The following is a 21963-nucleotide window of genomic DNA, read 5'->3' as shown; positions in this document are numbered from 1 at the left end:
GAACAGGGATATGTTGGCTTTATATTTTCAAATTAAATAACCTCATTGGATTTTGACAAGAAAATAATTAATATAGATTTGAATTCTCATTCGTAAAGCATGTTTTAATCTTCTTAATGCTCTTTCATTTTTGTCTCAATGCTTGTTTTCAAATCAGTTGATACTTGATTGAAATACCCCAAAACGATCTCCCTAATATCATCGGATATAACTTTCAAATCACTAGCTAAGTTTTCAGCGAGATGTTCTTTTTCTATTGGCTGTAACTTCGTATAAAATTCACCAGCCTGCGTAAAGTCATCCTGTTTCATTATAGAAGTTCTTTCAAGTTTACCTTCAACGTACCTTCCTTCACCGGTTGTAATTTGATTAGCAGGTGTCCAATCTTGCTGCTGGTTAATCGTTAATTTGCGAAATTCTGGACCAATTCTTCTTCTTTGTGAATCACTGTAAATGTTAGCGCGCCCTTGCAGCATTTTATCATCTGATAGTTCTGCACCATCCAGTAAATTAGAAGGAGAGAATGCGACCTTTTCTACTTGTTCCATAAAATTTTCAGGATTTTTATTTAATACCATTTTCCCGACTGGTATGAGAGGATACGTCTGTTCATCCCATACTTTTGTGTCATCTAAAGGATCATAAGAAAGATGCGCTTCATCTTTCGGATCCATGAGCTGGACGTATAAACCATACTCCACTGGTTTACCATTTTCAATTGCATCATATAAATCTTTCCCGCTATAATCAGGATTTTCGGCAGCTAGTTTAATTGCTTCTTTACTAGTAATGTACTGTACACCTTCAAACGGGTACCAATGATACTTTACATACTTTCGATTACCTTCCGCATTTCTCCATACATATGTATTAACACTATGTCCTGGAATGTGGCGAAGACTTTTGGCCGTACCATTATTAGAGTATAAACGGACAACAAAATGAATAGATTCAGGTGCTTTAGCGACAAAACTCCAAAATCTATTAGGGTCTATTAAGTTATTTTTAGGTGAAGGCAATAATGCTTGAATCGTTTCAGGGAAACGCATTGGATCACGGACAGAAAAAACAGGAATGTGATTACATAAAAGGTCAAAAATGCCTTCTTTTGAATAAAATTTTGTGGAAAAACCGCGTACATTTCTAGCAGTATCCGGTGTTCCTTTCGTACTAACAGCTAACGAAAATCGAACCATAACAGGAACTTTCTCATTAGAATTTTGTAAAAAACTTAATTTAGTATGTTCAGACATCGAATATATCGTTTGAAAATAACCGAACGCACCAAATCCTTTTACATGAACAGGTCTTTCTAAAATTTTTTCATGAATAAATTGTTGTAATGACTCATGCAGTACACTATCTTGCTCTAGTACAGGTCCACGTGAACCAACTGTTTGAGAGTGAAATTTAGCTGGTTCAGTAAGTTCTCGATGTTTATTAAAGTCTTCTTCTAATAATTCTTTCCTATGTTTATCATATTTTTCATTCATCGATATAGCCTCCAAATTTTTTCGTCGATTGTTACTAAATATGATTTTATAGTCTCGATTATGTATGACATACAAAGTTCAAAGCAGTAACATACCGCTAGATGAAAAAAACACATATGTAGTGGACCTGTTGAAATAGAAGAAATTATGGAAAAATGAATATCGGGAAGAGAAAGCACACGTTTTAATAAAAAATGTGGAAGAAAACCACTATTAAAATTTCAATCTTAAAACTTAATTTATAAACGATTATATAGAGAATAAACGTTAAAAAAGGAAAAATAACTAGGAGGAATTTAACATGTCGGATTGGTTTCAATTAGATAAAGAATATATGATGTCTACATATTGTCGGACAGAGGTTGCAATGGAAAGAGGAGAAGGATGTAAACTATATGATGTAGATGGTAAAGAGTATTTAGATTTATTTTCTGGCGTAGGAGTAAATGTACTAGGATACAATCATCCTAAAATTGTACAAACGACAATGGAGCAAGTTGTGAAATCGTTGCATTTACCGTTTCATTTCTTAAACCCAGTTGCAATTGAGTATGCAAAGAAATTAGTAGAGTGTACTTTAAAAAGCGGAAAAGTCTTTTTTACAAACTCTGGTACGGAAGCGACAGAAACGACATTAAAATTAATTGATAAATATAGATCTATTGCGAATGAAGAGCGTGACGGAGTAGTTGTGTTAAAAGATAGTTTTCACGGGAGGACGTTAGGGGCACTACATTTTACGAGACAAGAAAAGGTATATCAAAATTTCCCTAAAACATCTATTCCTGTATACGAAGTAGAGCGTGAGAATATAGACCAATTAGAGGAGACCATTATTAAAGAAAAACCAATTGCGATTATGCTAGAGCCTGTTTTAGGCAGTGGGGGAATTTATCCTTTATCAAGTAAATATTTGCATGGTGTTCAAAATTTATGTGAAAAATATAATGTACTTCTTGTCGTTGATGAAGTTCAAAGTGGTATGGGTCGAACGGGAAAACTATTTGCTTATCAAAATTTTAATATCACACCGGACATTATTCAAATTGGTAAAGGAGCAGGAGGTGGGATACCGCTAGGAGGGATTATTGTAGGTGAAAAGTTATGTGATGTATTTTCACCAGGAGATCACGGGACAACGTTTGCTCATTCATCAATGGGAACAGCTTTAGGTTTAACGGTATTAAATACATTACTTGATGATGGGTTAATGCAAGAAGCTTATGAAACGTCACTATATTTGAATGACAAACTGCAAGACATTCAGAAAGAAAATTCTTATTATATACAGGAAGTGCGTCATGCTGGCATGATGTTTGGAATTAGTCTGAATGATACGAATGAAAATGTGAAGAAATTACAGGTTGAGCTAATGAATAAAGGAATGTTAGTCGATGTAACAAAAGGGAATATTATTCGATTACTTCCGCCGTATATTATTACGAAAGAGGAAATTGACGCATTTATGAATCAGTTTATTATTTGTTTAGATAAAGTTGCTGCTGTAGTAAGTGCTTAAAAATTAAAGCTATATTTTATATAAAGTGCACTCTAATTGTTGGGGATAGTTTACAATTGGGGTGCATTTTTTATAGTTGAATTTTGTAAAATACAGTCGTTTGTATATGATAACGGAAAAATAGAAGGAATTTCGTTATATTTGAGTGGTGAAGAAAAGGGAAAGTAAGTATAAAGATAGTAGATAAAGCGGGTGGTTTAAATAACTAATGATAGAACGTTTTGAAAATAATAGCATACGAATATATAAATAATAAGAATGAGGTGATATATTGGAAAATAATGATATTCAATTTACTTCTTTACAAATGAGAACGGATAAATATGGTTGGGCTAGTATTCAATATACAAATAAAAAGCAGGCTATCTTATATACTCAAAATAGAGGAGTAGAATGGGATGTTGTCAATCCTCTTAATTCAATTGTATTATTTGGGTATCCAATAAACGCTCGAAGCTCTTGGGCATATGGTTTAACAAAAAAGAATGACGATTTATTGCCAGCTATATTTTATACAGTTAATAGAGGAGAAAGGTGGAGTGAGTTTATTTTACCGGTTGAAGAAGATTGGGAGAAATCGACTGATGTTCAAGTACAATTGCATGCTACGAATATGGATAGTATATGGATTGTATTATCTAGAAAGCTTGCATCAAATAAATTTGAACATAATTTATACTATTTGAAAACGAAAGGGAAAGTTTGGAAAGTAATAAAAAATATAAGTATTAGTGATAGTATTTCAGGGATAACATTTATAAACGATCTAATTGGGTTTATTTCATTACAAAAACATTATGAAACATCAACGGTATTTAAAACAATAAATGGTGGGGAAAGTTGGCATCCTATAAAAGATATTCCAAGTCTTGAAGGAATTAATAATGGGACTGCTATGGCTTATAAAGCAATCTATAAAAATAACTTATTAGTAATACCAACTAAAAAGAATGATGATGTATTTTTAATGAATTACTCATTTGATAAGGGGAATTCGTGGCATATTTCAAATAAAACAATAAATACTAGTAAAGTGGCTGTTTCGTTTTTAAGTTCCTATTATGGCTGGGTTATAAATAGTGAAAATGGAAGTGTGTATCAAATAATAAAAAAAGGAGCAAAATGGATTAAAGTATCAAGTAATCCATTGTTAAAAAATGTATTTTGTTTGCATTTTTTTAATCGGCGTAAAGGTTGGGCGTGTAATAAAAAAGAAATATTTACTACAAAAGATCGCGGTATAACATGGAAAAAGGTAGTATATAAAATTAATAATATTGATAAATTTATTTAAAAAAGTCCTAAAGAAATTAGGACTTTTTTTGTTTTTTATGGTGAGAGTTGTAACAAACAATGATAAGAGAAAGGAGGTAAGTGCAGAATTATATTTTTAAAAATAGACGTTTGTTTTCACACAGTATAATTCACTTTTGAATATGTTAATAAAGTAGCAAATTCATAGGAAATGGTAATACTTAATATTTTATGTCACATGATGTGTAAAGGGGGCGTGTAATGAAATCGTTAACGGTTATTATTTTGTACAGTGAAAGAGAGCAAATATTAGAAGAGTCAATTCAATCTATATGGAAGCTAAATCCTCTTGAAATTATAATTTTAGTTCCTAACGATAGAAGTAATTTGTATGAAATAGCAAAGAAACATAAATGTCATATTGTTTTTATGGACAAATATAATAAGCATTATGATGGATATGGAGCTTGTATAAAGGCAGCAAAAGGAGAAGTTTTATTATTTTTAGATGGCAATTTTTCGTTATCCACAAATGAAATGCAGAGATTTATTGAGCCAATTGTTACAAATCAAGCCGATGTAGTTTTAAATAAAATAGATAAATTGATAGAAATAGGTAAATGTCCAAATATGGATATTGTATGGAGAAAAATGTTAAATGAAATTTTAAGTCGACCAGATTTAAAAAGCAATTCAATACTTTCGTTACCATATGCGCTTACGAAGGAAGTAGTGGAAAATATCGGCTTTAATTATATGGAAGATATCGTTCTATCTCATATGAAGATTGTGAATCAAGGGTGGCGGATTAACGATCAATATGCAATCAATACGTTATCTAAAGATGAGACTATAGAGGAAGGAGGATATTTAATAAAAAAAGAGTTATCCAAAAATGAAAAAGAGAAAGTAGAAAGATATTTACGCGGTATAGCTAAATGGATAGAGAAAAAAGGAAGAAGAGTAGGGTTTACTGATGCAGGAAAAAGAAGAGATATTGTTCAAAAACTAGGTGAATGTAAGCGATACCCTTCCTATCATCAAGGGTGGGGAATGCATTCTTCAATTTATGATGGGAAGCAACTTTCTGTCATTATACCAGTACAAAATGAAGAAGAGACTATAGAACAAGTAATACTTGAGGCGAGAAAAATAGAACCACTAGAAATCATCGTCGTTGTAAATGGTTCGACAGATCAAACGGCTAATATTGCTAAAAGACTTGGTGTTACTATTATTGAATATAACGAACGACTTGGTCATAATGTTGGACGTGCTATTGGAGCGCTTGAAGCTACAGGAGATATTCTTTTATTTATTGATGGTGATTTTAGTGTTTCAGGAAGTAATTTGCATCATTTTACAAAAGCAGTTTCAGCTGGTGTAGACATAGCATTAAATGATTTGAATCCGATGTTACACCCTCCGTTTTATGTTGTAGACGTCGTAAAATATATGCTTAATTTAGCATATAATCGTCCAGAATTAAGCAATGGCTCATTAGTAGCAATTCCACATGCTATGAGTAGATCATGTTTAGATGCAATAGGCTGGGAAAGCTTACTATGCCCTAGTCTTGCACAAGTAAAAGCAATATTACAAGGGTATAGAGTAGAATGTGTACATTACGTTGATGTTGTAAAACCGAATAGAATTCGTTTAATGGAGAATGTAAGTCACAATGGGCATCCTCCGGCAGTATTAAGAATCATTGGTGATCACGTTGAAGCTCTCTCTTACTTGATAGAACAACTTGAAATGGATGGAAAGGGTGATTAAACTGTTAGACCAGTATAAAATAATTAACATTTCATATGAACAATTATGGCAAATGGATTTTCAAATTACAGAACCATTTATACTCAAGGTTGATTGGGATAAAGTAACGTATGAATTTTTAATTCGTATTAAGCCCGATGCTTCTAACACTATTGTTTTTGGATCCGGAGCAGGTGGGTTTCAAGAACAGCCAATTGGTCCACCTATTTTTCATCGACATTCTTGGATGGATGAATTTGAAGATACTGTTATATATTATAATGACCCTACGTTATATCTTGGAAAATTATCTTTAGGTTGGGGACAGGGAGAGTTAAATAGATTTTATTTACAAGATATAGCAAATATTTTAGAAATAGTATTTGTAAAGTTAAAAGTTGATTCGAAAAATGTGTTGTTTTATGGCAGTTCTGGGGGAGGATTTATGTCTTTAATTTTAGCTGGATTCGTTAAGGGCTCCACAGCTTTCATTAATAATCCTCAAACAAATTTATTAAAATGGATACCTGTACCAATAAATCTAGTTTTCGATTTGTCTTATCCAAATTTATCAAGAGAAGAAGTTGAAGAGAAATTTGGTGAAAGAATTAATGTTGTGAAATTTTTTAATCACATTAAATATGTACCGAATATTTATTTTTTGCAAAATTTCGCGTGTGAATTTGATGTGCAAAATCATTTGCTACCATTTATTTCCGAATTAGAGCAACTTGATAAAGACACGGAAGTAAATCAAATTATAATTGACTTATATTTTGATAAAAAAGCAGGGCATGCAGCTGTAGGGAAGAGTGAAACAATTGAATATATAAAAAAAGTAAAACCTAATCAGACTGTAAAAGAAGAACAAAAAGAAGTGGACCTATCAGTTGTTATAGTTTTAGGAGAAGAAAAATCAAAATTGAATCAAATTTTAAATAAAGTGCAGCATATAAAACCACTAGAAATTATTATTGTAGCTGATGATAGAATGAGTGCGATACAATCTATACCAACATTTGTTGAAAGTAACGTTGTTGTGATTGAGGAGAAAAGTAAATGGAAAGCACCAGTTCATGGGGCAAAAGTCGCCAATGGTGATGTAGTCTTATTTTTAAATGGAGAAGATGTTATTTTTTCGGTAGAATTAGAACGATTTATAGAACCGCTACTAAAAAAGGAACAGGATGTAATTTTAAATAATATAGACTCGGTTTGTTTTGAAAAGATGAGAGTAGAATGGCCAAGCATTGCTATGGTGTATAGAAAAATAGTAAACGATGTATTGGGGCGTATGGATTTAAAATATGATTCGATGTTATCTATGCCATATGCTATTACTAAAAAAGCAATTGAAGACATTGGATATGATATCTTGCAGAACCCTATTCTGTCCCAAGTAACTCTTATTGAGAAAGGGTGGCGACTACAATCCTCGTCAGCCATCACTAACACCTCCTTGAATAATATGCCTGCAAACAAAACCTCTTTCTATAAAAATGGATTAACTAAATTAGAAGTATATGAGATTAAAGAAAATATAAAAGCTTTGGAGAGTTGGTTACAACGAAAAGATGATAGAGGTAATTATACAGATGGAGGAAGAAAAAGAGAAATTATAGAGCAGTTAAAAAAACAAAAGAATTATTCACGTTTCCATAAAGGATGGGGAATGAATTCCTCTATTTATAATGGAAAACAGTTATCAATTATTATACCAGCACAAAATGAAGAATCAACGATTAAAGAAGTTATTCTTGAGGCAAGAAAAATTGAACCGAAAGAAATAATTGTTGTCATTAATGGGTCAACAGATCAAACAGAAGCAATTGCTAAGCAATCAGGGGCAACAGTAATTGTTTATAAAGAAAGATTAGGGCATGATGTAGGACGGGCAATTGGTGCACAAGAAGCGACAGGAGATATACTTCTCTTTATTGATGCTGATTTTGCTATTCCAGCAAAAGATCTTCATCCGTTAACACAAGCTGTTGCGGATGGTGTTGATATGGTTTTAAATGATTTAAATTTAAATCTTAGATTTCCTCTATATATTGTAAGTTTATATAAATATATGTTGAATATTGCTTGTAACCGTAAAGATTTAGGGGTAGGATCTACAATTGCTGTTCCCCATGCTATTAGTAGAAAATGTTTAGAGGGAATTGGCTGGGACACTCTTCACACAGCGTGTGTTGCACAAGTAAAGGCAATATTAGAAGGGTATAAAGTCGAATGTGTCCATTTTGTAGATGTAATGAAACCAAATCGTATTCGGCCACAAGAGCATTTTGCGACGATAGGACATCCACCAGCTGTATTGAGAATTACTGGGGATCATTTAGAAGGACTTTCATATTTATTGAAGAATAAGGATTTTAAAGATTTATTTTAAAAGGTAAATTTGTCTATTGAATGAGTAACTTAAACATTTCATTTATGCAACTTGACGATATTTAGTATTGCAATGAAACTAAAATCAAAAATTTTTATTATTTTTAGCTCAGGTACAAGTGAAGAGCATGTTTCACTGACTGATAGTAAATGAACAAGTAACTAAAAGGTAAAGGCTTCTTTATATATATGAAGAAGCTTTTATCTTTTTTATTTTAAGTATGGAAGGTAAAGAGTAAATAAAGTTGTAACGGTATTTTTATTTTTGGATAAATTGATATTAGATATAAGAAAGGAGGGAATATCTTGTCTTGCATCAATAAAAGTTGTTTTCATATTTCTTTAGAAACTAAAGTCAATCCAAATGGTGGGGCAGAAATATTCGTAAGGTGCAATGATGAATGTTTATCTAATTTTAATGTAATACCGTTTATTGCATGTGTTTCTATTTCAGTAAAGGATGATTTGAGTTTTTTAGTTGATTTAGATAGTTTAATAAAACGTTAATTTTCTATGCAGTTAATAATAAAATAACATCTAATTTATAAGACTTAGTAAGAGAGTCGTGTCCGAATTTAATTAACTGCATATATTGTTAAAAGAAAGGAGGGAGAGTTATGGCATGTACTACGAATAATGTTTGTTTAGATGTGTGTCTTAAAATTACAATTACCCCTGGTAGTGGAATTGATGCAGTAGTCGATTGTGGAGGCACATGTGGGACAAGTCCTACTATTGTAATTAGTCCTAGTGGATCAATTGTTATTACTTTACCATTAGTTGCATGTTTCTCAATTGCACTAAAAGATGATTTAAGTGTTGACTCTTCATTAACAAGCCTCTATTTTCAAACTTCTTAAGAAAGATACAGAAATGAAAAGCCTGCCTGCTACTTTTCTTTTGATCTAATGTAAAAATAAAAAAGATGGTTACAACCATCTTTTTTATTTTGCTATATATTTAAAATGAATTCATATATTATTTGGTGGTAAGAATATACAATTAAAAGCATTCAGTGTTTCTTTTTTGTTCGATGAGGTAAGAAATTGCTTCTATATGATCACCAATGATTTGTTGCGTTGCTAATGAAAGGTAGCCTTCCTGCGAGAAGTGTTTTTCTGGTCGAACTCGATTTATCTTGTCAACGTCGATAGAATGAACATTTTGTACATGCAATCCTGCTAAAATTGTTTTAACTTGACTTAAGGTTGGTGAAAGAAGAGAATCAAACCCAATTGTATCAATGCATTTTCGACTAAAAGCATGAGGGACAGCAGTTGTGGAGCCCATACCTAAATCTTTTCGATTACATGCTAAATTAACAACATGCTTACATGCAGTTACGATAGTATAAGGAACACGATACATGTAGTAGTGCTCTAATTTATTTAAAGCTAAATCGGTTCCATTTTGAACAGATTGTATAAATGGTAATAAATCAGAACTAGGAATTAAGAAATCACCATCAATAAATAATAATATATCACCTTTTGCAAAATATGCACCAACGGCACGTCCGGTATCAATGCCGAGTGCTTCTTTGTAAGTAATAACTGTTGCACCGCAATTCTTCGCCAATTCCTCTGTTTTATCTGTTGATCCATTAACAATAATGATGATTTCTAAAGGTTTTAATTTCTGCACCTCAAAAATGATAGATTCTATCGTTTTTTCTTCATTTTGAACAGGGATAATGATGGATAATTGTTTATTTCCATAAGTATTTGAATAAAACTCTTTACCTGTAATTATTTTGGATATAGCTCTTTGTTCGCCGTTTTGAAGTTCTAAAATAATATCCCGCCTTCGATTATTATCAGTATAGTTTCCTCTTGAATTTTGTAATATATTTACCCAATTTTCAATTGCTTCTAGGTGATAACGAATGAGTTGTTTTGAGGGGAAGGAGGGAATTTGCGGTATAGAAATTTTAAAATGATTGCTAATGCGAAATTTATTTTTAATAATTTTCATTTGTGCCAATATCGGATTTAATAAACTTTCTGGAGTAATTGCATCAAGAATCTCTTTTGTTATTGCATAGGGAGGAAATAATAGTGAGTTAACATGTAAATCTGGACGATGAAAAAAATGATTCGTAACTTGCTGCCAAATCATTTCTATAGTTGGCTTTTGCTTTTGATAAAAAAAGTCATTTAAATTGTTTAATACTATGTCAGCTGATTCGTCTAGTAATGGTTGAAGAAATTGTGTAAGTAAGGAAGATTGGATAATGTAATTTGCATCTAAAAATAAGAGGTACTTACCCTTTGCTTTTTTTGCACCAATTACATAACAATTATTTGATTCTGTCGGTTCTTCTAGTGTGATAATTTTACAATTGTAAGATTGTGCAATATCAATGGAATCATCGATACATCCGTTAATAGTAAGGATAATTTCTAAAGGCTGTAGTTGTTCACAGGCTTTCAAAATTTCAGGTAAAACTTTTATGTTATGCTGTATACGAATAATAATAGAAATCGGATTTTTACACATAAGTAGTCTCCTTTTGAATCAGAGGTAGTTATTAATAAGGTTAGATAAAATAGGAGATATATATTTTATTATATACGTAACGACTATTTAGTTTTATCAGACTTAGAATTTTCATTACTTGAATTGGAACCTTTATTTATTCCAGACGCGAGTAAATTATTGAGAACGCTCAGGTCTAATTGCATAGGGATTGAGTTTTTGGATGTAGTTTTCTCATTTTCTTTTTTTGTAGTTAATATAGTCTTTATATTTTTTATTTCTTTATATTGTTTTAAGGTAATGAAAAATCCAGAAATAATGAAGAGAAAAGAAACAGTAGCAAGTAAAAGCATTATTTCCAACATAAAATAGCCTCCTTTAAATCTATAATAATACTATAGTTGAATGTAATAAGACAAAATTCGAGCTAATGAGTTCACTTTTTAAATATATGCAAATCTTTAGTAAAAGTTACTAATTTCTAGGTTAAAGGAAGCAATTACAGAAACGTATAGATATAAATAAATTAAAATTTCATTTGTAGTGTAAAGGTATGTGTTATATAAGCTGAACGTCATTCTATAACAAGTTAAACAGGGTTTAATTTTATATAAAAAGAGCATTTAATTGGACAAATAATTAATTATGTGAAATAATAATAACAGATAAGGAGACGTTGCTTTTCCTTAAGTGCTTCGAATTAATTTTATTCAATAAGAGAAGGTGTGCTTAAAGAAGTTAAATTAAATAAGGAGCTGTTTTATTATATGCAACAAAATAATGATTTAAATTTTGAACCTCAAGACGTTAATATTGTTAATCCTAAACAAGCCAGGAAAGCAGTAATTGCTACTGGTATAGGGAACGCAATGGAGTGGTTTGACTTCGGATTATACGCGTATTTAGCGGTAATTTTAAGTCAATTATTCTTCTCTGGTGTTGATAATAGTGGATTGCAACTTGTACTTACATTCGGTACATTTGCAGCAGCCTTTCTCGTTCGACCAATCGGAGGTGTATTCTTTGGTAGAATAGGAGATAAGTACGGCCGAAAAATCGTGTTAAGTACTACTATTATTTTAATGGCACTTTCTACATTATTCATCGCATTACTACCAACCTATGAACAAATTGGTGTATGGGCACCAATACTACTTTTAGTTGCCCGAATGATTCAAGGCTTCTCTACAGGCGGCGAATATTCAGGAGCAATGGTTTATATCGCAGAATCTTCTCCAGATAAAAAGCGTGGTATACTCGGTAGTGGTCTTGAAATTGGAACACTCTCAGGTTACATTGCTGCATCGGTAATTGTTACCATTTTGACGTTATTGTTAACAGATGAGCAAATGCTCAGCTGGGGATGGCGTATTCCGTTCTTAATAGCTGCACCAATTGGTTTGGTCGGTTTATACTTACGCCGTCATCTAGATGAATCTCCAATCTTTGAAGAGATGGAAAAAGCACAAGAGGAATCTGAAGACAATGAACAATTTTCATTCATGGATATTATTAAATATCACAAAAAAGACTTCTTATTAAGCACAGTAATTGTCGCCTTCTTTAATATTACAAATTATATGATTCTTTCGTATATTCCTTCTTATCTAACTCAAGTACTTAAAGTCGAAGAAACAACAGGCTTATTAATTATTTCTATTACGATGGCACTTATGATTCCACTAGCACTATATTTCGGTAAATTAAGTGATAAAATTGGTAATAAACGCGTTGTGCAAATTGGTTTACTTGGTTTAACTGTATTTGCAATTCCAGCATTTTTACTAATAGGTAACGGACATATTGCAGCTATATTTGCAGGTATTTTCGTACTAGGTTTCTTCTTAAGTGTATATGAAGGAACATTACCTTCATTATTACCATCACTCTTTTTCACTGATGTACGTTATCGAGCACTTTCGATCTCATTTAATATTTCTGTATCGATATTCGGTGGAACAACACCGCTTGTATGTTCATACTTAGTTCATGCAACTGGTAACCCGCTCGCACCGGCATTTTATTTAGCAGGTGTAAGTATTATTGGATTAGTTGTATTTAGTGTACTATTCGTTACAACTTCAGGGCGTGCGCTAAAAGGTTCATATCCTACAGTAGAAACGAAAAAAGAAGCACACCAAATCGCTAAAGAAGACCCTGAAGAAACACTTTGGTGGCATGAAGAGTCATTAGAAATTGAAGCAGGGAAGAATGCTTCCATTTAAAAAGCAACGTAGAAGTACAAAAAGACTCCTATGAATATAGGAGTCTTTTTGTTACGTTATTTCTTTCATTTCTTCAAACTTTTTTGATATGCATAAAGCTTATGAATCTCTTCCTTAAATTCATGTAGAAGTACAGTGTTTGCACTATTTGAATAACGCACCGTATTATAAGTATCTATAATAATATCACTTTGAATATTTACATCTTCTTCATCGTTTATTCTTTCTAGCCAAGCCTCAACAGTTTCTCCCCGTTTTCTATTTAAAGGAGGGGTTAACTTACTCTCTAGCTTAAAAATTTCCTTCCGAATTTCGTTATGTGGCGGTTTATTTCGTTTAAAACGATTTTGGCTCATTCCTTCTTTATCAGTAATGATAGTAGATTCGAAGGCGGGCATATTTGGTAAACTTAAATGTTTTCGTTTTTTTACTATTTTCCAAACGACGTAAATAGCGATAGCTGTACAGACTATTATTGTAGTGCTATTTATGAGTATTGGATCAAAATCAGGAATTTTTTTTCCGTCTTCAATTTTTGGTTTTAAGAGATGTCCTTTATTTGCCCAAACATCTTCAGTATCTTTTAATTCCGCTGCTTTAATTAATGGCATTAAAGCATAGCCGAAGCCTAATGCGACTACTTCCGTTATAAAACCAAAAATAAGTCGAATGAAAGGAAATACTTGAACAATTAATATACTCATTAAGCCAATCGTAATGATAGAAGAAAAACGTAATAGTTGTTGTTTGCGATTTGCCCCGGTTAACCAAAATGTAATCATAAGATGCAAGGCTAACATTAATAGTTTCCACAGCGGTGGAAAGGGTGCATAAAATATAGCTGAAACGACAAACCATACAATACCACCTAAAGATTTTTGAACTGGATATCCAGGTCCGACCACATGTACGATAAAGAAAAATAGTGGTAATATGATTGTGCCAAATAGAGAAAAAGGTAAAAATAAAGAGAAAAGAACGATTTGAAGAACTAAAAGTATTACAAATCCTGTTGTTTTTTTCTGCATAAATTTATGAATAAGAAATACTCCAATATAGCCTGTTGTTAAAAATATTGCAATACTAATTAGTTCATCTCTTTCTGTTAATAATGAAAGCAGAAGGAGCAGAATGAAATCATGAATGTGATATAGCCAAGTTTTCAACTGGTTCCACCATCCCTTCACTAGTAATGAGAAACGTTGGCTGCGAGAGAAGAGGGAGTTCATTTCTTTGTAAACCAATGTATATCATTGTAGACGATCGTTCTCTTTTTCTCTTTACATAATGAAGGAATCCTTGTTTCGGAAGTAACGTACTATCATCTGAAATACGGGCTAATTCTTCTAAAGCTTTTGCATATTGTGTTTGTCCTTCATTTAACGGTACATGTAATGCACCGCCTTCTGCTAATACACTAATAAACAATTCAAACGGAATGTGGTGCTTCGTTGCATACTGGAAAATGTATGTTCCATATGAAATAAGTTCTTCTACATTATCTTTCCAACCAAATCCACGATCGGCAGCTAAAGAAAGACAAATCGTCCAACTATAATTTTTTACAGGTTCATATTGCTTCGCCTGTAATTGTTGCATTTTAGCAGATGCCTTCCAATGAATAGAGCGGAAAGACTCACGCTCATATCGCTTTACACCGATAATAGATGTTTCATCATTGTAAAAAGAAAAATTCGTTCGATAAGATCCATTCAAAAGTTGCTGAAGTTCTTGCAAACCTGCTACTTCTTTAGGAGAAGGATACACAATAATTTCAGTCCTTAATTTATCAAAAACAGGTAAATGTACAGTTAATAGATGAAATGGATCTTTTAATACACATTCAAATTGTTCAATTTGAAACACACCACGCTTCGTGGCGGTTAATGTTAACCCCCATTTTTGTGCCGAATGTGCAGGTTGTGAAAATGGGAAAGAGAATAACGTTTTTGATATTTGTTCAATGCCTTGCTCTTTATGCGGTATAAGGGACGAATTTAAATGAAAGTAACAAACACCATTAACGATTGGTATGCTGGCTCCATTTTTTAAATGAATAAAAAACTGTCCAGATTCCTCAGGAAAAATCCGTGTAGTTTGTTTCTCATTTATGATTTGAAACTTCTTCTCTATGAAAGCGACATATTTATAAATAAAAATCGCAAATAAATAATAGAAGAAAAAGAGAAACATAAGCATTCGTTGCGGGAAAAAGAATGTGAAAAGTAATGCGATTGGAACGGTTAGTTGAATAATATGGAGTTGAAAAAATAAAGGCACAGTTACAACACGCTGTCCATTCATGCTTGTTCAATCTCCACAGGTACGTCAACTTCTTTTAAAATACTTTGCATAATATCATTCTTTGTCGTACGCAGGGCACCTTCCATTGATAAGACGATACGGTGATTCCAAACAGAAGGAACTAACAATTGTATATCTTCTGGTGTGCAATATTCTCTCCCGTGTAAAAAGGCTAAAGCTTGAACAGCACGTACTAAAGCTAATGTGGCACGTGGGCTTACACCGTTAGCGATATAATCATGATTTCTTGTAGCATGAGCAAGTTTAATAATGTAATGTTCTAACGGTTCCGAAACAAATATTTCTTTTACTCGTTTTTGAGCTTCTAAAATATCTTCTAATGAGATGACAGATGTGACACTTTCTAATGGTAAATCGTTCCGAAAACGTCGCATCATTTGTAACTCATCTTTAGGAGTTGGATGACCGATTGAAATCGTCATTAAAAAGCGATCAAGCTGTGCATCTGGAAGAGGGAAAGTCCCTTGTGATTCAATTGGGTTTTGCGTCGCAATAACAAAGAACGGTTTCGGAAGAGGAGTTGACTGCTTCTCCAGCGTCACTTGTCGTTCTTCCATCGCTTCTAACAAACTCGACTGCGTTCTCGGCATTGCACGGTTAATTTCATCTGCTAGCAAAATGTTTGTCATAACTGGTCCAATTCTTAATTCGAATTCGCTTGTTTTTGGGTTGAAGTATTCAATACCTGTTACATCACTTGGAAGTACATCAGGGGTAAATTGAACGCGAGAAAAACTACCACCAATACTTTTTGAAATGGTTTTCGCCAGTAACGTTTTCCCAGTACCAGGCACGTCTTCGAGTAGTACATGTCCATCAGCAAGAAGTGAAACGAGCAGTAGATCAATAACATTTTCTTTACCAACAAACACAGATCCGATGTTTTCTTTCAATTTATTTATCATATGTACCATTCCTTTCATTATAAAAGAGCTAATATTTCTATATTTTAACAAATTATTCAGAAAATTGGTATGATTTTTTAATTCAAAGAAATGGATATTTAATTATTAAATTACTCTTGCATATTTTGGAATATAATTATACAATATCGATATACGATGTATCGTGAGTCGATATATCATATATCGATGTATCGGAGGTAGTTATAATGAATGCGAAGGCGCAAAAATATATTCCGTTAACTGAGGCGACATATTACATATTATTGTCACTCGTGAAGCCGTTGCATGGCTACGGAATTATGCAAATGGTAGAAGAGATGACAAATGGGGAAGTAAAGCTCGGCCCTGGTACTTTATATGGAAATACGACGAAATTACTAAAAGAGAAGTTAATTGTTGAAGTTGCCTCTACAGACAGAAAGAAGTGCTATGAGTTAACGCCGTTTGGGAGAGAAGTGTTAGAGCTCGAGTATAACAGATTGCAGAGATCTGTAAGGAATGGAAATAGTATATTAGGGGAGTGAATGAGCGATGGAGACAAAGAAGATATTCAAACCTTTTGCGATATGGAGCTTGGAAAAAGAAGAAGCTTTTTTAAGAAAAATGCATCAAAAGGGATGGGCTTTACAAAAGTATAATGTAATGTATACGTTTAAGAAAACTGAACCAAAAGATGTAGTATATAAAGCGGATTTTAGACTGGATTATAAAGATTCAAAAGAAAAACAAAAAGAATATATTGAAATATATGAAATGTGTGGATGGAAACATGTAACGAGTTTTGCGAAGTGGAATTATTTTTGTAAAGAAGTAGACGAGGAAAATGAGTTACCTGATATTTATTCAGACAAAGAAACGAAGATACAAAAATTTGTTGAATTGATACAGTTCGTTGCAATTATGTTTGTAATGTTAATTCCAGTGTTTTACTTATGTTTTCTTGGAGTATCAGAATCAGGATTATATAAAGGTATGGTTGGGTTTTTAGTTTGTATATATTTATATGCGTTTATTAATTTATTTAGGAAGATTAAAAAGTTAAAAAATGAAATATTGTAACAAAGATTGGGTTTATTAAAGAAGATGGTTGTATATTGAATGGAAATCATCTTCTTTAATTTCTATATATCCTTGTTTTGTTGGATATTTTTTATATAATAAAATATTGTATATTTAAGGAATAGAACTAACAGTTACAAAGATGATACCAGTAACAATACCTAAAAAAATCATAAATGAAGAAGTAATTAATAATAACGAACTAGCAATGAATATCACTTTATTAGATTTTTGTTTTTTATAAAGGAAATAAAGTAAAAGACCACAAATAGTAGAAAGTATCCATATAGCTAAACCGTAAGAACTCGAGATTTTCTTCCAATCGGAAATCCAAAAGTAAAAGATGATTATGTGACAAGTTAATAGTAGAAATGTTGATGGAAGCATTATCTTTTTATTTAAAATCATTTGTTTCACCTCCCTTATATAAATATTACTAAAATGGTGTGGAATTTAACATATAATAAGGAAGAAATACATTTTTAATTAACGTATTAAACGAAAAAATCCCTTATAGAAAAATCTATTTCTACAAGGGATAATCATATTTTTATTAGAAAGACTGATTTTGCGCAGGTTTAATAAATTGTTCAGGGTTTTCAACAAGTCCGCATACAGCACATTGGACACGGTATGTAGGTCCTTGATAAGCCATATGAAAAGCATTCATCGTTTCATTTGTGTATTCTTCTTCCACTTGACCAGTTTGTGGATTTATTTTGACTGGTTTTACTTGTTGCTCAAGAATATTAAAGCGAGTACGGTTCGTTTTACAACTTGGACATAGCATTGGTTCCATATGTATACACCTCCATTTGTATCATTTCTTAAAATCTTTAATTTTATGCAAGCAAAAAACTTTCTCAATATAAATAGGTGTTTAATGTATTTAAAATTCAGAAAAAATAAAATATAATAAAAGTACGAACTGGTTATGTCCAAACCAAATCTCCTGTTTTATGCCAATAAGCTGGGGGGCCGAGAAATCGGCCTCATTTTTTTTTGCTCATTACTACAAGGAACAAGGTTTTTATGAGACTTTTGTCGAAATTTTAGGGATAGATACAAAGGGGGATGTAAAATGAATTTGAAAATGAAGTACATCATTTTATATGTAGAAAAGTTTGAGGAATGTTTAAAGTTCTATAAAGATATTTTACAGTTACCTATAAAAGCAGAGCACGGCACATATATTGAATTTAATACTGGAACTACCATTTTAGCGATGAATACGCGGCAAGATGTGAAAGAATTAACAGGACTACCGCTTACAGAAGGTGAATTACAGTCTTCTCATTTCGAGTTAGGATTCGTTGTTGAGAATGTACAAGAAACGATTGAGCAATTTAGAGAGCAAGGTATTAAAATTTTAGTGGAGCCAATTGTAAAACCGTGGGGACAAACAATTGCCTACATTGCTGATCCAGATGGAAATTATATTGAAATTTGCAGTTCATTAGAATAGAGGGAGAAAGAGAGATGGGATTTCCGAAACTAGAAACAGAACGTTTATTCTTAAGAGAACTTACACTATTAGATGCAGAAACGATGTTCCAATATTTTTCGAAAGAATCAGTTATACGTTATTTCGGAATGGATTCTTTCCAAAATATTGAGCAAGCGAAAACCACGATTCAAACGTTTAAAAATCGTTATGAAGAGGGCAGTGTATTTCGCTGGGGAATCGAGAAAAAAGGGACGGGCCAATTAATCGGAACGTGCGGATTTCATTTAATTAATAATCATCATAAACGAGCTGAAATTGGTTATGAATTAGATGATACATATTGGGGACAAGGATATGCATCGGAAGCATTACAAGCGATTTTAGCTTACGGATTTGAAATGCTGCAACTAATAAGAATCGCAGCGGTTGTATATGTAGAAAATAAAGCTTCTCAAAAATTGTTAATAAAAGCAGGATTTCAAGAAGAAGGATTACTTCGAAAACATATGATTCAAAATGGTGTCGCTCATGATACCATTCTATACTCGTTATTAAAAGAAGAGTGGAAGAAGTAATGAGTACAAATGAGCTTATAAATGTTATGAAGAAGCATAAAGAAAACCGCTTTATTTTAGGGATAGATGGTTTAAGTCGATCTGGAAAAACAACATTCGTAGCCAATTTAAAAGAAAATATGAAACAAGAAGGCATTCCGTTTCATATTTTCCATATTGATGATCACATAGTGGAGCGTAATAAACGATATCATACTGGATATGAAGAATGGTACGAGTATTATTATTTACAATGGGACATTGAATGGCTAAGGCAGAAATTTTTTCAAAAGCTACAACATGAAACAAAATTGAAATTACCTTTCTTTCATGAAGAAACAGATATATGTGAAATGGAAAAAGTACAGATTCCTATTGTAGGCGTAATTGTTATTGAAGGAGTTTTTCTGCAGCGAAAAGAATGGAGAGATTTTTTTCATTATATGGTCTATTTGGACTGTCCAAGAGAGACAAGGTTTCTACGTGAGAGTGAAAAAACGCAGAAAAACCTTTCAAAGTTTGAAAATAGGTATTGGAAAGCAGAGGATTATTACTTAAAAACGGAATTGCCGAGGGATAGGGCGGATTTAGTCATTGAATGATTTGAAAATAGAAGGTGAATAGAATGAATATTTTATGGGATTTTGATGGGACGTTATTTGATACGTATCCTGCATATACAATGATGCTTTCTGAAATATTAGGTGACTCAGTAGAAAAACAAGAAATATACAAAAACTTAAAAATATCATACTCTCATGCAATTCAGTATTATAATATTTCATGCGAGCAGGAAGAAAAGATTAAAGTTTTGAAGGAGAAATTCACGCCAAAAGATATGAAACCTTTTGCAGGTGTCGAAGAGGTTTTGAAATTTGCAAATAAAAATGTGATTATGACCCATAAACATAGGGAAGGGGTTATGGGCATTTTAAAATATTACGGCTGGGAAAAATACTTCGTAGATATGGTTACAATTGACGATGGCTTTCCTCGAAAGCCAAACTCTTTAGCTTATAATCATCTGCATAAAAAATACAATATTGATTTAGCTATTGGAGATAGAGAATTAGATTTATTACCTGCAAAAGAATTAGGTATTTCAACATGTATGTTTCAAGGTAATTGTGATGTAGCGGATTATTCTTTATCACATTACTCGGAGTTTTTTAAGGTAGTGAGTGATAGAGAGTTTTCTTTATAAAAAAAGTTATTAATAAAGACTGTATCTTTCATTTTAAAGGTACAGTCTTTATTTTTTAAAGGTACAGTCTTTATTTTTTAGAGCTATTATATACCAATTGCCGTGGATTAAAGAATGATTGTATATCTTTAGTAAAGAAATAGTCAGGTTAGTTGTTAGATAGAAATAGACAGATAAAGTGATAGTGTCCGTTTTATCTGCTTTTTATCATAACCAAATTATGGTTATTCATGCTAATATAAACTCATAGCTATATAGAAGGGGGGGGTTAGTATGAAAACTGAAATAGTTCCTAAAAAGAAGTACAGTATAATAAGCTATGTATCTTTACTCATCGGCATTTTGTGTTTTCTATTCGTTTTTATAACGCCAACAAGGATAGCGAATGCAGGTAATATAGTTGGAGATTATATTACAATTGCCCTGACAGGTGTAGGGATCATGCTTTCAATAATCACAATGACGAAAAAAACAGAGAAGAAGGGGATTGCTATTCTTTCATTAATACTGTCCTCATCATTTTTTATATTTTGGATCATAGCGATTATCCTATTGTTTACTGGTCAAATTAGTTTTGCGCCGTAATGTGTAATAAAAAGAGTCCTTCTCGTATGAAGGACTCTTTTTACTCGGTATCTTCAGGTTGATATTCTAAAATATCCCCCGGTTGGCATTCTAATGCTTTACATATTGCTTCTAAAGTTGAAAAACGGACTGCTTTTGCTTTTCCATTTTTCAAGATAGAAAGGTTAGCCATTGTAATTCCAACCTTCTCCGAAAGCTCTGTTACACTCATTTTTCTTTTCGCTAACATTACATCAATATTAATAATAATTGCCATATTATTCACCTCAGACCGTTAAATCATTTTCTGATTTTATATCTATAGCATCTTTTAATAGTCTTTGGAGAACGGCAGCAAAGACCGCGATTACCATTGAAGCAAAAATCATAATCATTCCGATAATAATAATGCCAGGGGCGTCATCTCTCTCTGCCACGAGATAGAAAAGTGGCATACTTAATACATATAATACACTAATTGCCAATGCGCTGTACTTAATATTTTTTAAAGCTTGAACAGATAACTCTGAGAATGCTTTATTTTTATCAATATAGTTTAAAAGCTTAAATGTTTGGTACAGTGCGAAGTAATAAGGTATTGCTGTTGCATATAAATTGATAAATACAAGATATTTAATATATGCAATATCTGGATATAATTCTGCAGCGAAAGCTCCTATTTTAGGGACTAAAAAAATGCACATAGCAAGAACGGGGATTCCGATCAGAATCACAACGGTCTTTAAAAAGAGTGTGGATCCTTGTTTCATAAAAAGCACCTCAT

24 protein-coding genes are annotated in these 21963 nt (G+C 32.3%); 14 read left to right on the top strand and 10 right to left on the bottom strand.

Going from position 1 to position 21963, the window contains the following annotated elements; translation table 11 throughout:
• Window positions 1–113: 113 nt before the first annotated feature.
• Window positions 114–1493, bottom strand: a complete 1380-nt coding sequence (locus tag DN401_RS29235; RefSeq protein WP_001003610.1) for a catalase — start codon at window positions 1491–1493, stop codon at window positions 114–116.
• 301 nt (window positions 1494–1794) lie between these two features.
• Between DN401_RS29235 and DN401_RS29230 the strand changes: the two genes are divergently transcribed.
• From DN401_RS29230 to DN401_RS29205, 6 genes are all read left to right on the top strand, one after another.
• Window positions 1795–3012 (top strand): aspartate aminotransferase family protein, encoded by a 1218-nt coding sequence (locus DN401_RS29230; protein WP_001286473.1) that lies wholly within the window; start codon window positions 1795–1797, stop codon window positions 3010–3012.
• A gap of 271 nt (window positions 3013–3283) precedes the next feature.
• A complete protein-coding gene (locus DN401_RS29225; protein ID WP_000429610.1) occupies window positions 3284–4306 on the top strand; it encodes a hypothetical protein in 1023 nt (340 codons plus the stop codon).
• A 221-nt stretch (window positions 4307–4527) separates the two neighbouring features.
• Window positions 4528–6045: a glycosyltransferase family 2 protein gene (locus DN401_RS29220; RefSeq protein ID WP_000839308.1), complete on the top strand. Its 1518-nt coding sequence runs from the start codon at window positions 4528–4530 to the stop codon at window positions 6043–6045.
• Between the two features lie 52 nt (window positions 6046–6097).
• Complete coding sequence (locus DN401_RS29215) at window positions 6098–8419, top strand: glycosyltransferase (RefSeq protein ID WP_127064234.1); 2322 nt, start codon at window positions 6098–6100, stop codon at window positions 8417–8419.
• 305 nt (window positions 8420–8724) lie between these two features.
• Window positions 8725–8925 (top strand): hypothetical protein, encoded by a 201-nt coding sequence (locus DN401_RS29210; protein ID WP_001277646.1) that lies wholly within the window; start codon window positions 8725–8727, stop codon window positions 8923–8925.
• 110 nt (window positions 8926–9035) lie between these two features.
• Window positions 9036–9278 (top strand): hypothetical protein, encoded by a 243-nt coding sequence (locus tag DN401_RS29205; protein WP_000752474.1) that lies wholly within the window; start codon window positions 9036–9038, stop codon window positions 9276–9278.
• 142 nt (window positions 9279–9420) lie between these two features.
• Here DN401_RS29205 and DN401_RS29200 read toward each other — a convergent pair whose 3' ends face one another.
• Together DN401_RS29200 and DN401_RS29195 are read right to left on the bottom strand one after the other, a co-directional pair.
• Complete coding sequence (locus tag DN401_RS29200) at window positions 9421–10917, bottom strand: glycosyltransferase family 2 protein (RefSeq protein ID WP_000335246.1); 1497 nt, start codon at window positions 10915–10917, stop codon at window positions 9421–9423.
• Window positions 10918–11000: 83 nt separating this feature from the next.
• On the bottom strand, window positions 11001–11261 hold the full coding sequence (locus DN401_RS29195) for a hypothetical protein (RefSeq protein WP_000890039.1): 261 nt from the start codon (window positions 11259–11261) through the stop codon (window positions 11001–11003).
• Between the two features lie 402 nt (window positions 11262–11663).
• On the opposite strand from DN401_RS29195, the gene DN401_RS29190 reads away from it, so the two are divergent.
• On the top strand, window positions 11664–13121 hold the full coding sequence (locus tag DN401_RS29190) for an MFS transporter (protein WP_001186926.1): 1458 nt from the start codon (window positions 11664–11666) through the stop codon (window positions 13119–13121).
• A 65-nt stretch (window positions 13122–13186) separates the two neighbouring features.
• Here the strand turns inward: DN401_RS29190 and DN401_RS29185 are convergent, their stop codons facing one another.
• The 3 genes from DN401_RS29185 to DN401_RS29175 are packed head-to-tail and all read right to left on the bottom strand — an operon-like array spanning window position 13187 to window position 16351.
• Window positions 13187–14287 (bottom strand): DUF4018 domain-containing protein, encoded by a 1101-nt coding sequence (locus DN401_RS29185; protein WP_000860488.1) that lies wholly within the window; start codon window positions 14285–14287, stop codon window positions 13187–13189.
• Window positions 14259–15425, bottom strand: a complete 1167-nt coding sequence (locus DN401_RS29180; RefSeq protein ID WP_001014399.1) for a DUF58 domain-containing protein — start codon at window positions 15423–15425, stop codon at window positions 14259–14261. The genes DN401_RS29185 and DN401_RS29180 overlap by 29 nt, the downstream gene beginning before the upstream one ends.
• On the bottom strand, window positions 15422–16351 hold the full coding sequence (locus DN401_RS29175; RefSeq protein ID WP_000608783.1) for an AAA family ATPase: 930 nt from the start codon (window positions 16349–16351) through the stop codon (window positions 15422–15424). Before DN401_RS29175 ends, DN401_RS29180 begins: the two co-directional genes overlap by 4 nt.
• 206 nt (window positions 16352–16557) lie before the next feature.
• Here DN401_RS29175 and DN401_RS29165 point away from each other — a divergent pair, with 206 nt between their 5' ends.
• The gene (locus tag DN401_RS29165; protein ID WP_000991882.1) at window positions 16558–16875 is read left to right on the top strand and encodes a PadR family transcriptional regulator; all 318 of its coding nucleotides are present in this window, start codon (window positions 16558–16560) and stop codon (window positions 16873–16875) included.
• Window positions 16876–16954: 79 nt separating this feature from the next.
• Complete coding sequence (locus tag DN401_RS29160) at window positions 16955–17410, top strand: DUF2812 domain-containing protein (RefSeq protein ID WP_306292317.1); 456 nt, start codon at window positions 16955–16957, stop codon at window positions 17408–17410.
• Between the two features lie 114 nt (window positions 17411–17524).
• Here the strand turns inward: DN401_RS29160 and DN401_RS29155 are convergent, their stop codons facing one another.
• Together DN401_RS29155 and DN401_RS29150 are read right to left on the bottom strand one after the other, a co-directional pair.
• The gene (locus tag DN401_RS29155) at window positions 17525–17818 is read right to left on the bottom strand and encodes a hypothetical protein (protein WP_149288118.1); all 294 of its coding nucleotides are present in this window, start codon (window positions 17816–17818) and stop codon (window positions 17525–17527) included.
• Window positions 17819–17963: 145 nt separating this feature from the next.
• Window positions 17964–18209, bottom strand: coding sequence for a hypothetical protein (locus tag DN401_RS29150; RefSeq protein WP_000433602.1), 246 nt, complete (start codon window positions 18207–18209; stop codon window positions 17964–17966).
• A gap of 282 nt (window positions 18210–18491) precedes the next feature.
• Here DN401_RS29150 and DN401_RS29145 point away from each other — a divergent pair, with 282 nt between their 5' ends.
• From DN401_RS29145 to DN401_RS29125, 5 genes are all read left to right on the top strand, one after another.
• On the top strand, window positions 18492–18875 hold the full coding sequence (locus DN401_RS29145) for a glyoxalase/bleomycin resistance/dioxygenase family protein (protein WP_001049849.1): 384 nt from the start codon (window positions 18492–18494) through the stop codon (window positions 18873–18875).
• A 14-nt stretch (window positions 18876–18889) separates the two neighbouring features.
• The gene (locus tag DN401_RS29140; protein WP_000506639.1) at window positions 18890–19432 is read left to right on the top strand and encodes a GNAT family N-acetyltransferase; all 543 of its coding nucleotides are present in this window, start codon (window positions 18890–18892) and stop codon (window positions 19430–19432) included.
• Window positions 19432–20013, top strand: coding sequence for a kinase (locus DN401_RS29135; protein WP_000106109.1), 582 nt, complete (start codon window positions 19432–19434; stop codon window positions 20011–20013). Before DN401_RS29140 ends, DN401_RS29135 begins: the two co-directional genes overlap by 1 nt.
• A 23-nt stretch (window positions 20014–20036) precedes the next feature.
• The gene (locus tag DN401_RS29130) at window positions 20037–20615 is read left to right on the top strand and encodes an HAD-IA family hydrolase (protein ID WP_001024236.1); all 579 of its coding nucleotides are present in this window, start codon (window positions 20037–20039) and stop codon (window positions 20613–20615) included.
• A gap of 273 nt (window positions 20616–20888) precedes the next feature.
• A complete protein-coding gene (locus DN401_RS29125) occupies window positions 20889–21200 on the top strand; it encodes a hypothetical protein (protein WP_000845559.1) in 312 nt (103 codons plus the stop codon).
• A gap of 40 nt (window positions 21201–21240) precedes the next feature.
• Here the strand turns inward: DN401_RS29125 and DN401_RS29120 are convergent, their stop codons facing one another.
• Window positions 21241–21456, bottom strand: coding sequence for a helix-turn-helix domain-containing protein (locus DN401_RS29120; RefSeq protein WP_000974619.1), 216 nt, complete (start codon window positions 21454–21456; stop codon window positions 21241–21243).
• Window positions 21457–21466: 10 nt separating this feature from the next.
• Window positions 21467–21949: a DUF2975 domain-containing protein gene (locus DN401_RS29115; RefSeq protein WP_048538282.1), complete on the bottom strand. Its 483-nt coding sequence runs from the start codon at window positions 21947–21949 to the stop codon at window positions 21467–21469.
• Window positions 21950–21963: the final 14 nt, after the last annotated feature.

The organism is Bacillus sp. BF2-3 (assembly GCF_008368795.1).
Lineage (GTDB): Bacteria > Bacillota > Bacilli > Bacillales > Bacillaceae_G > Bacillus_A > Bacillus_A cereus.
Note: the sequence above shows the minus strand (reverse complement) of the source record. Positions and strands in the feature narration are given on the sequence as shown.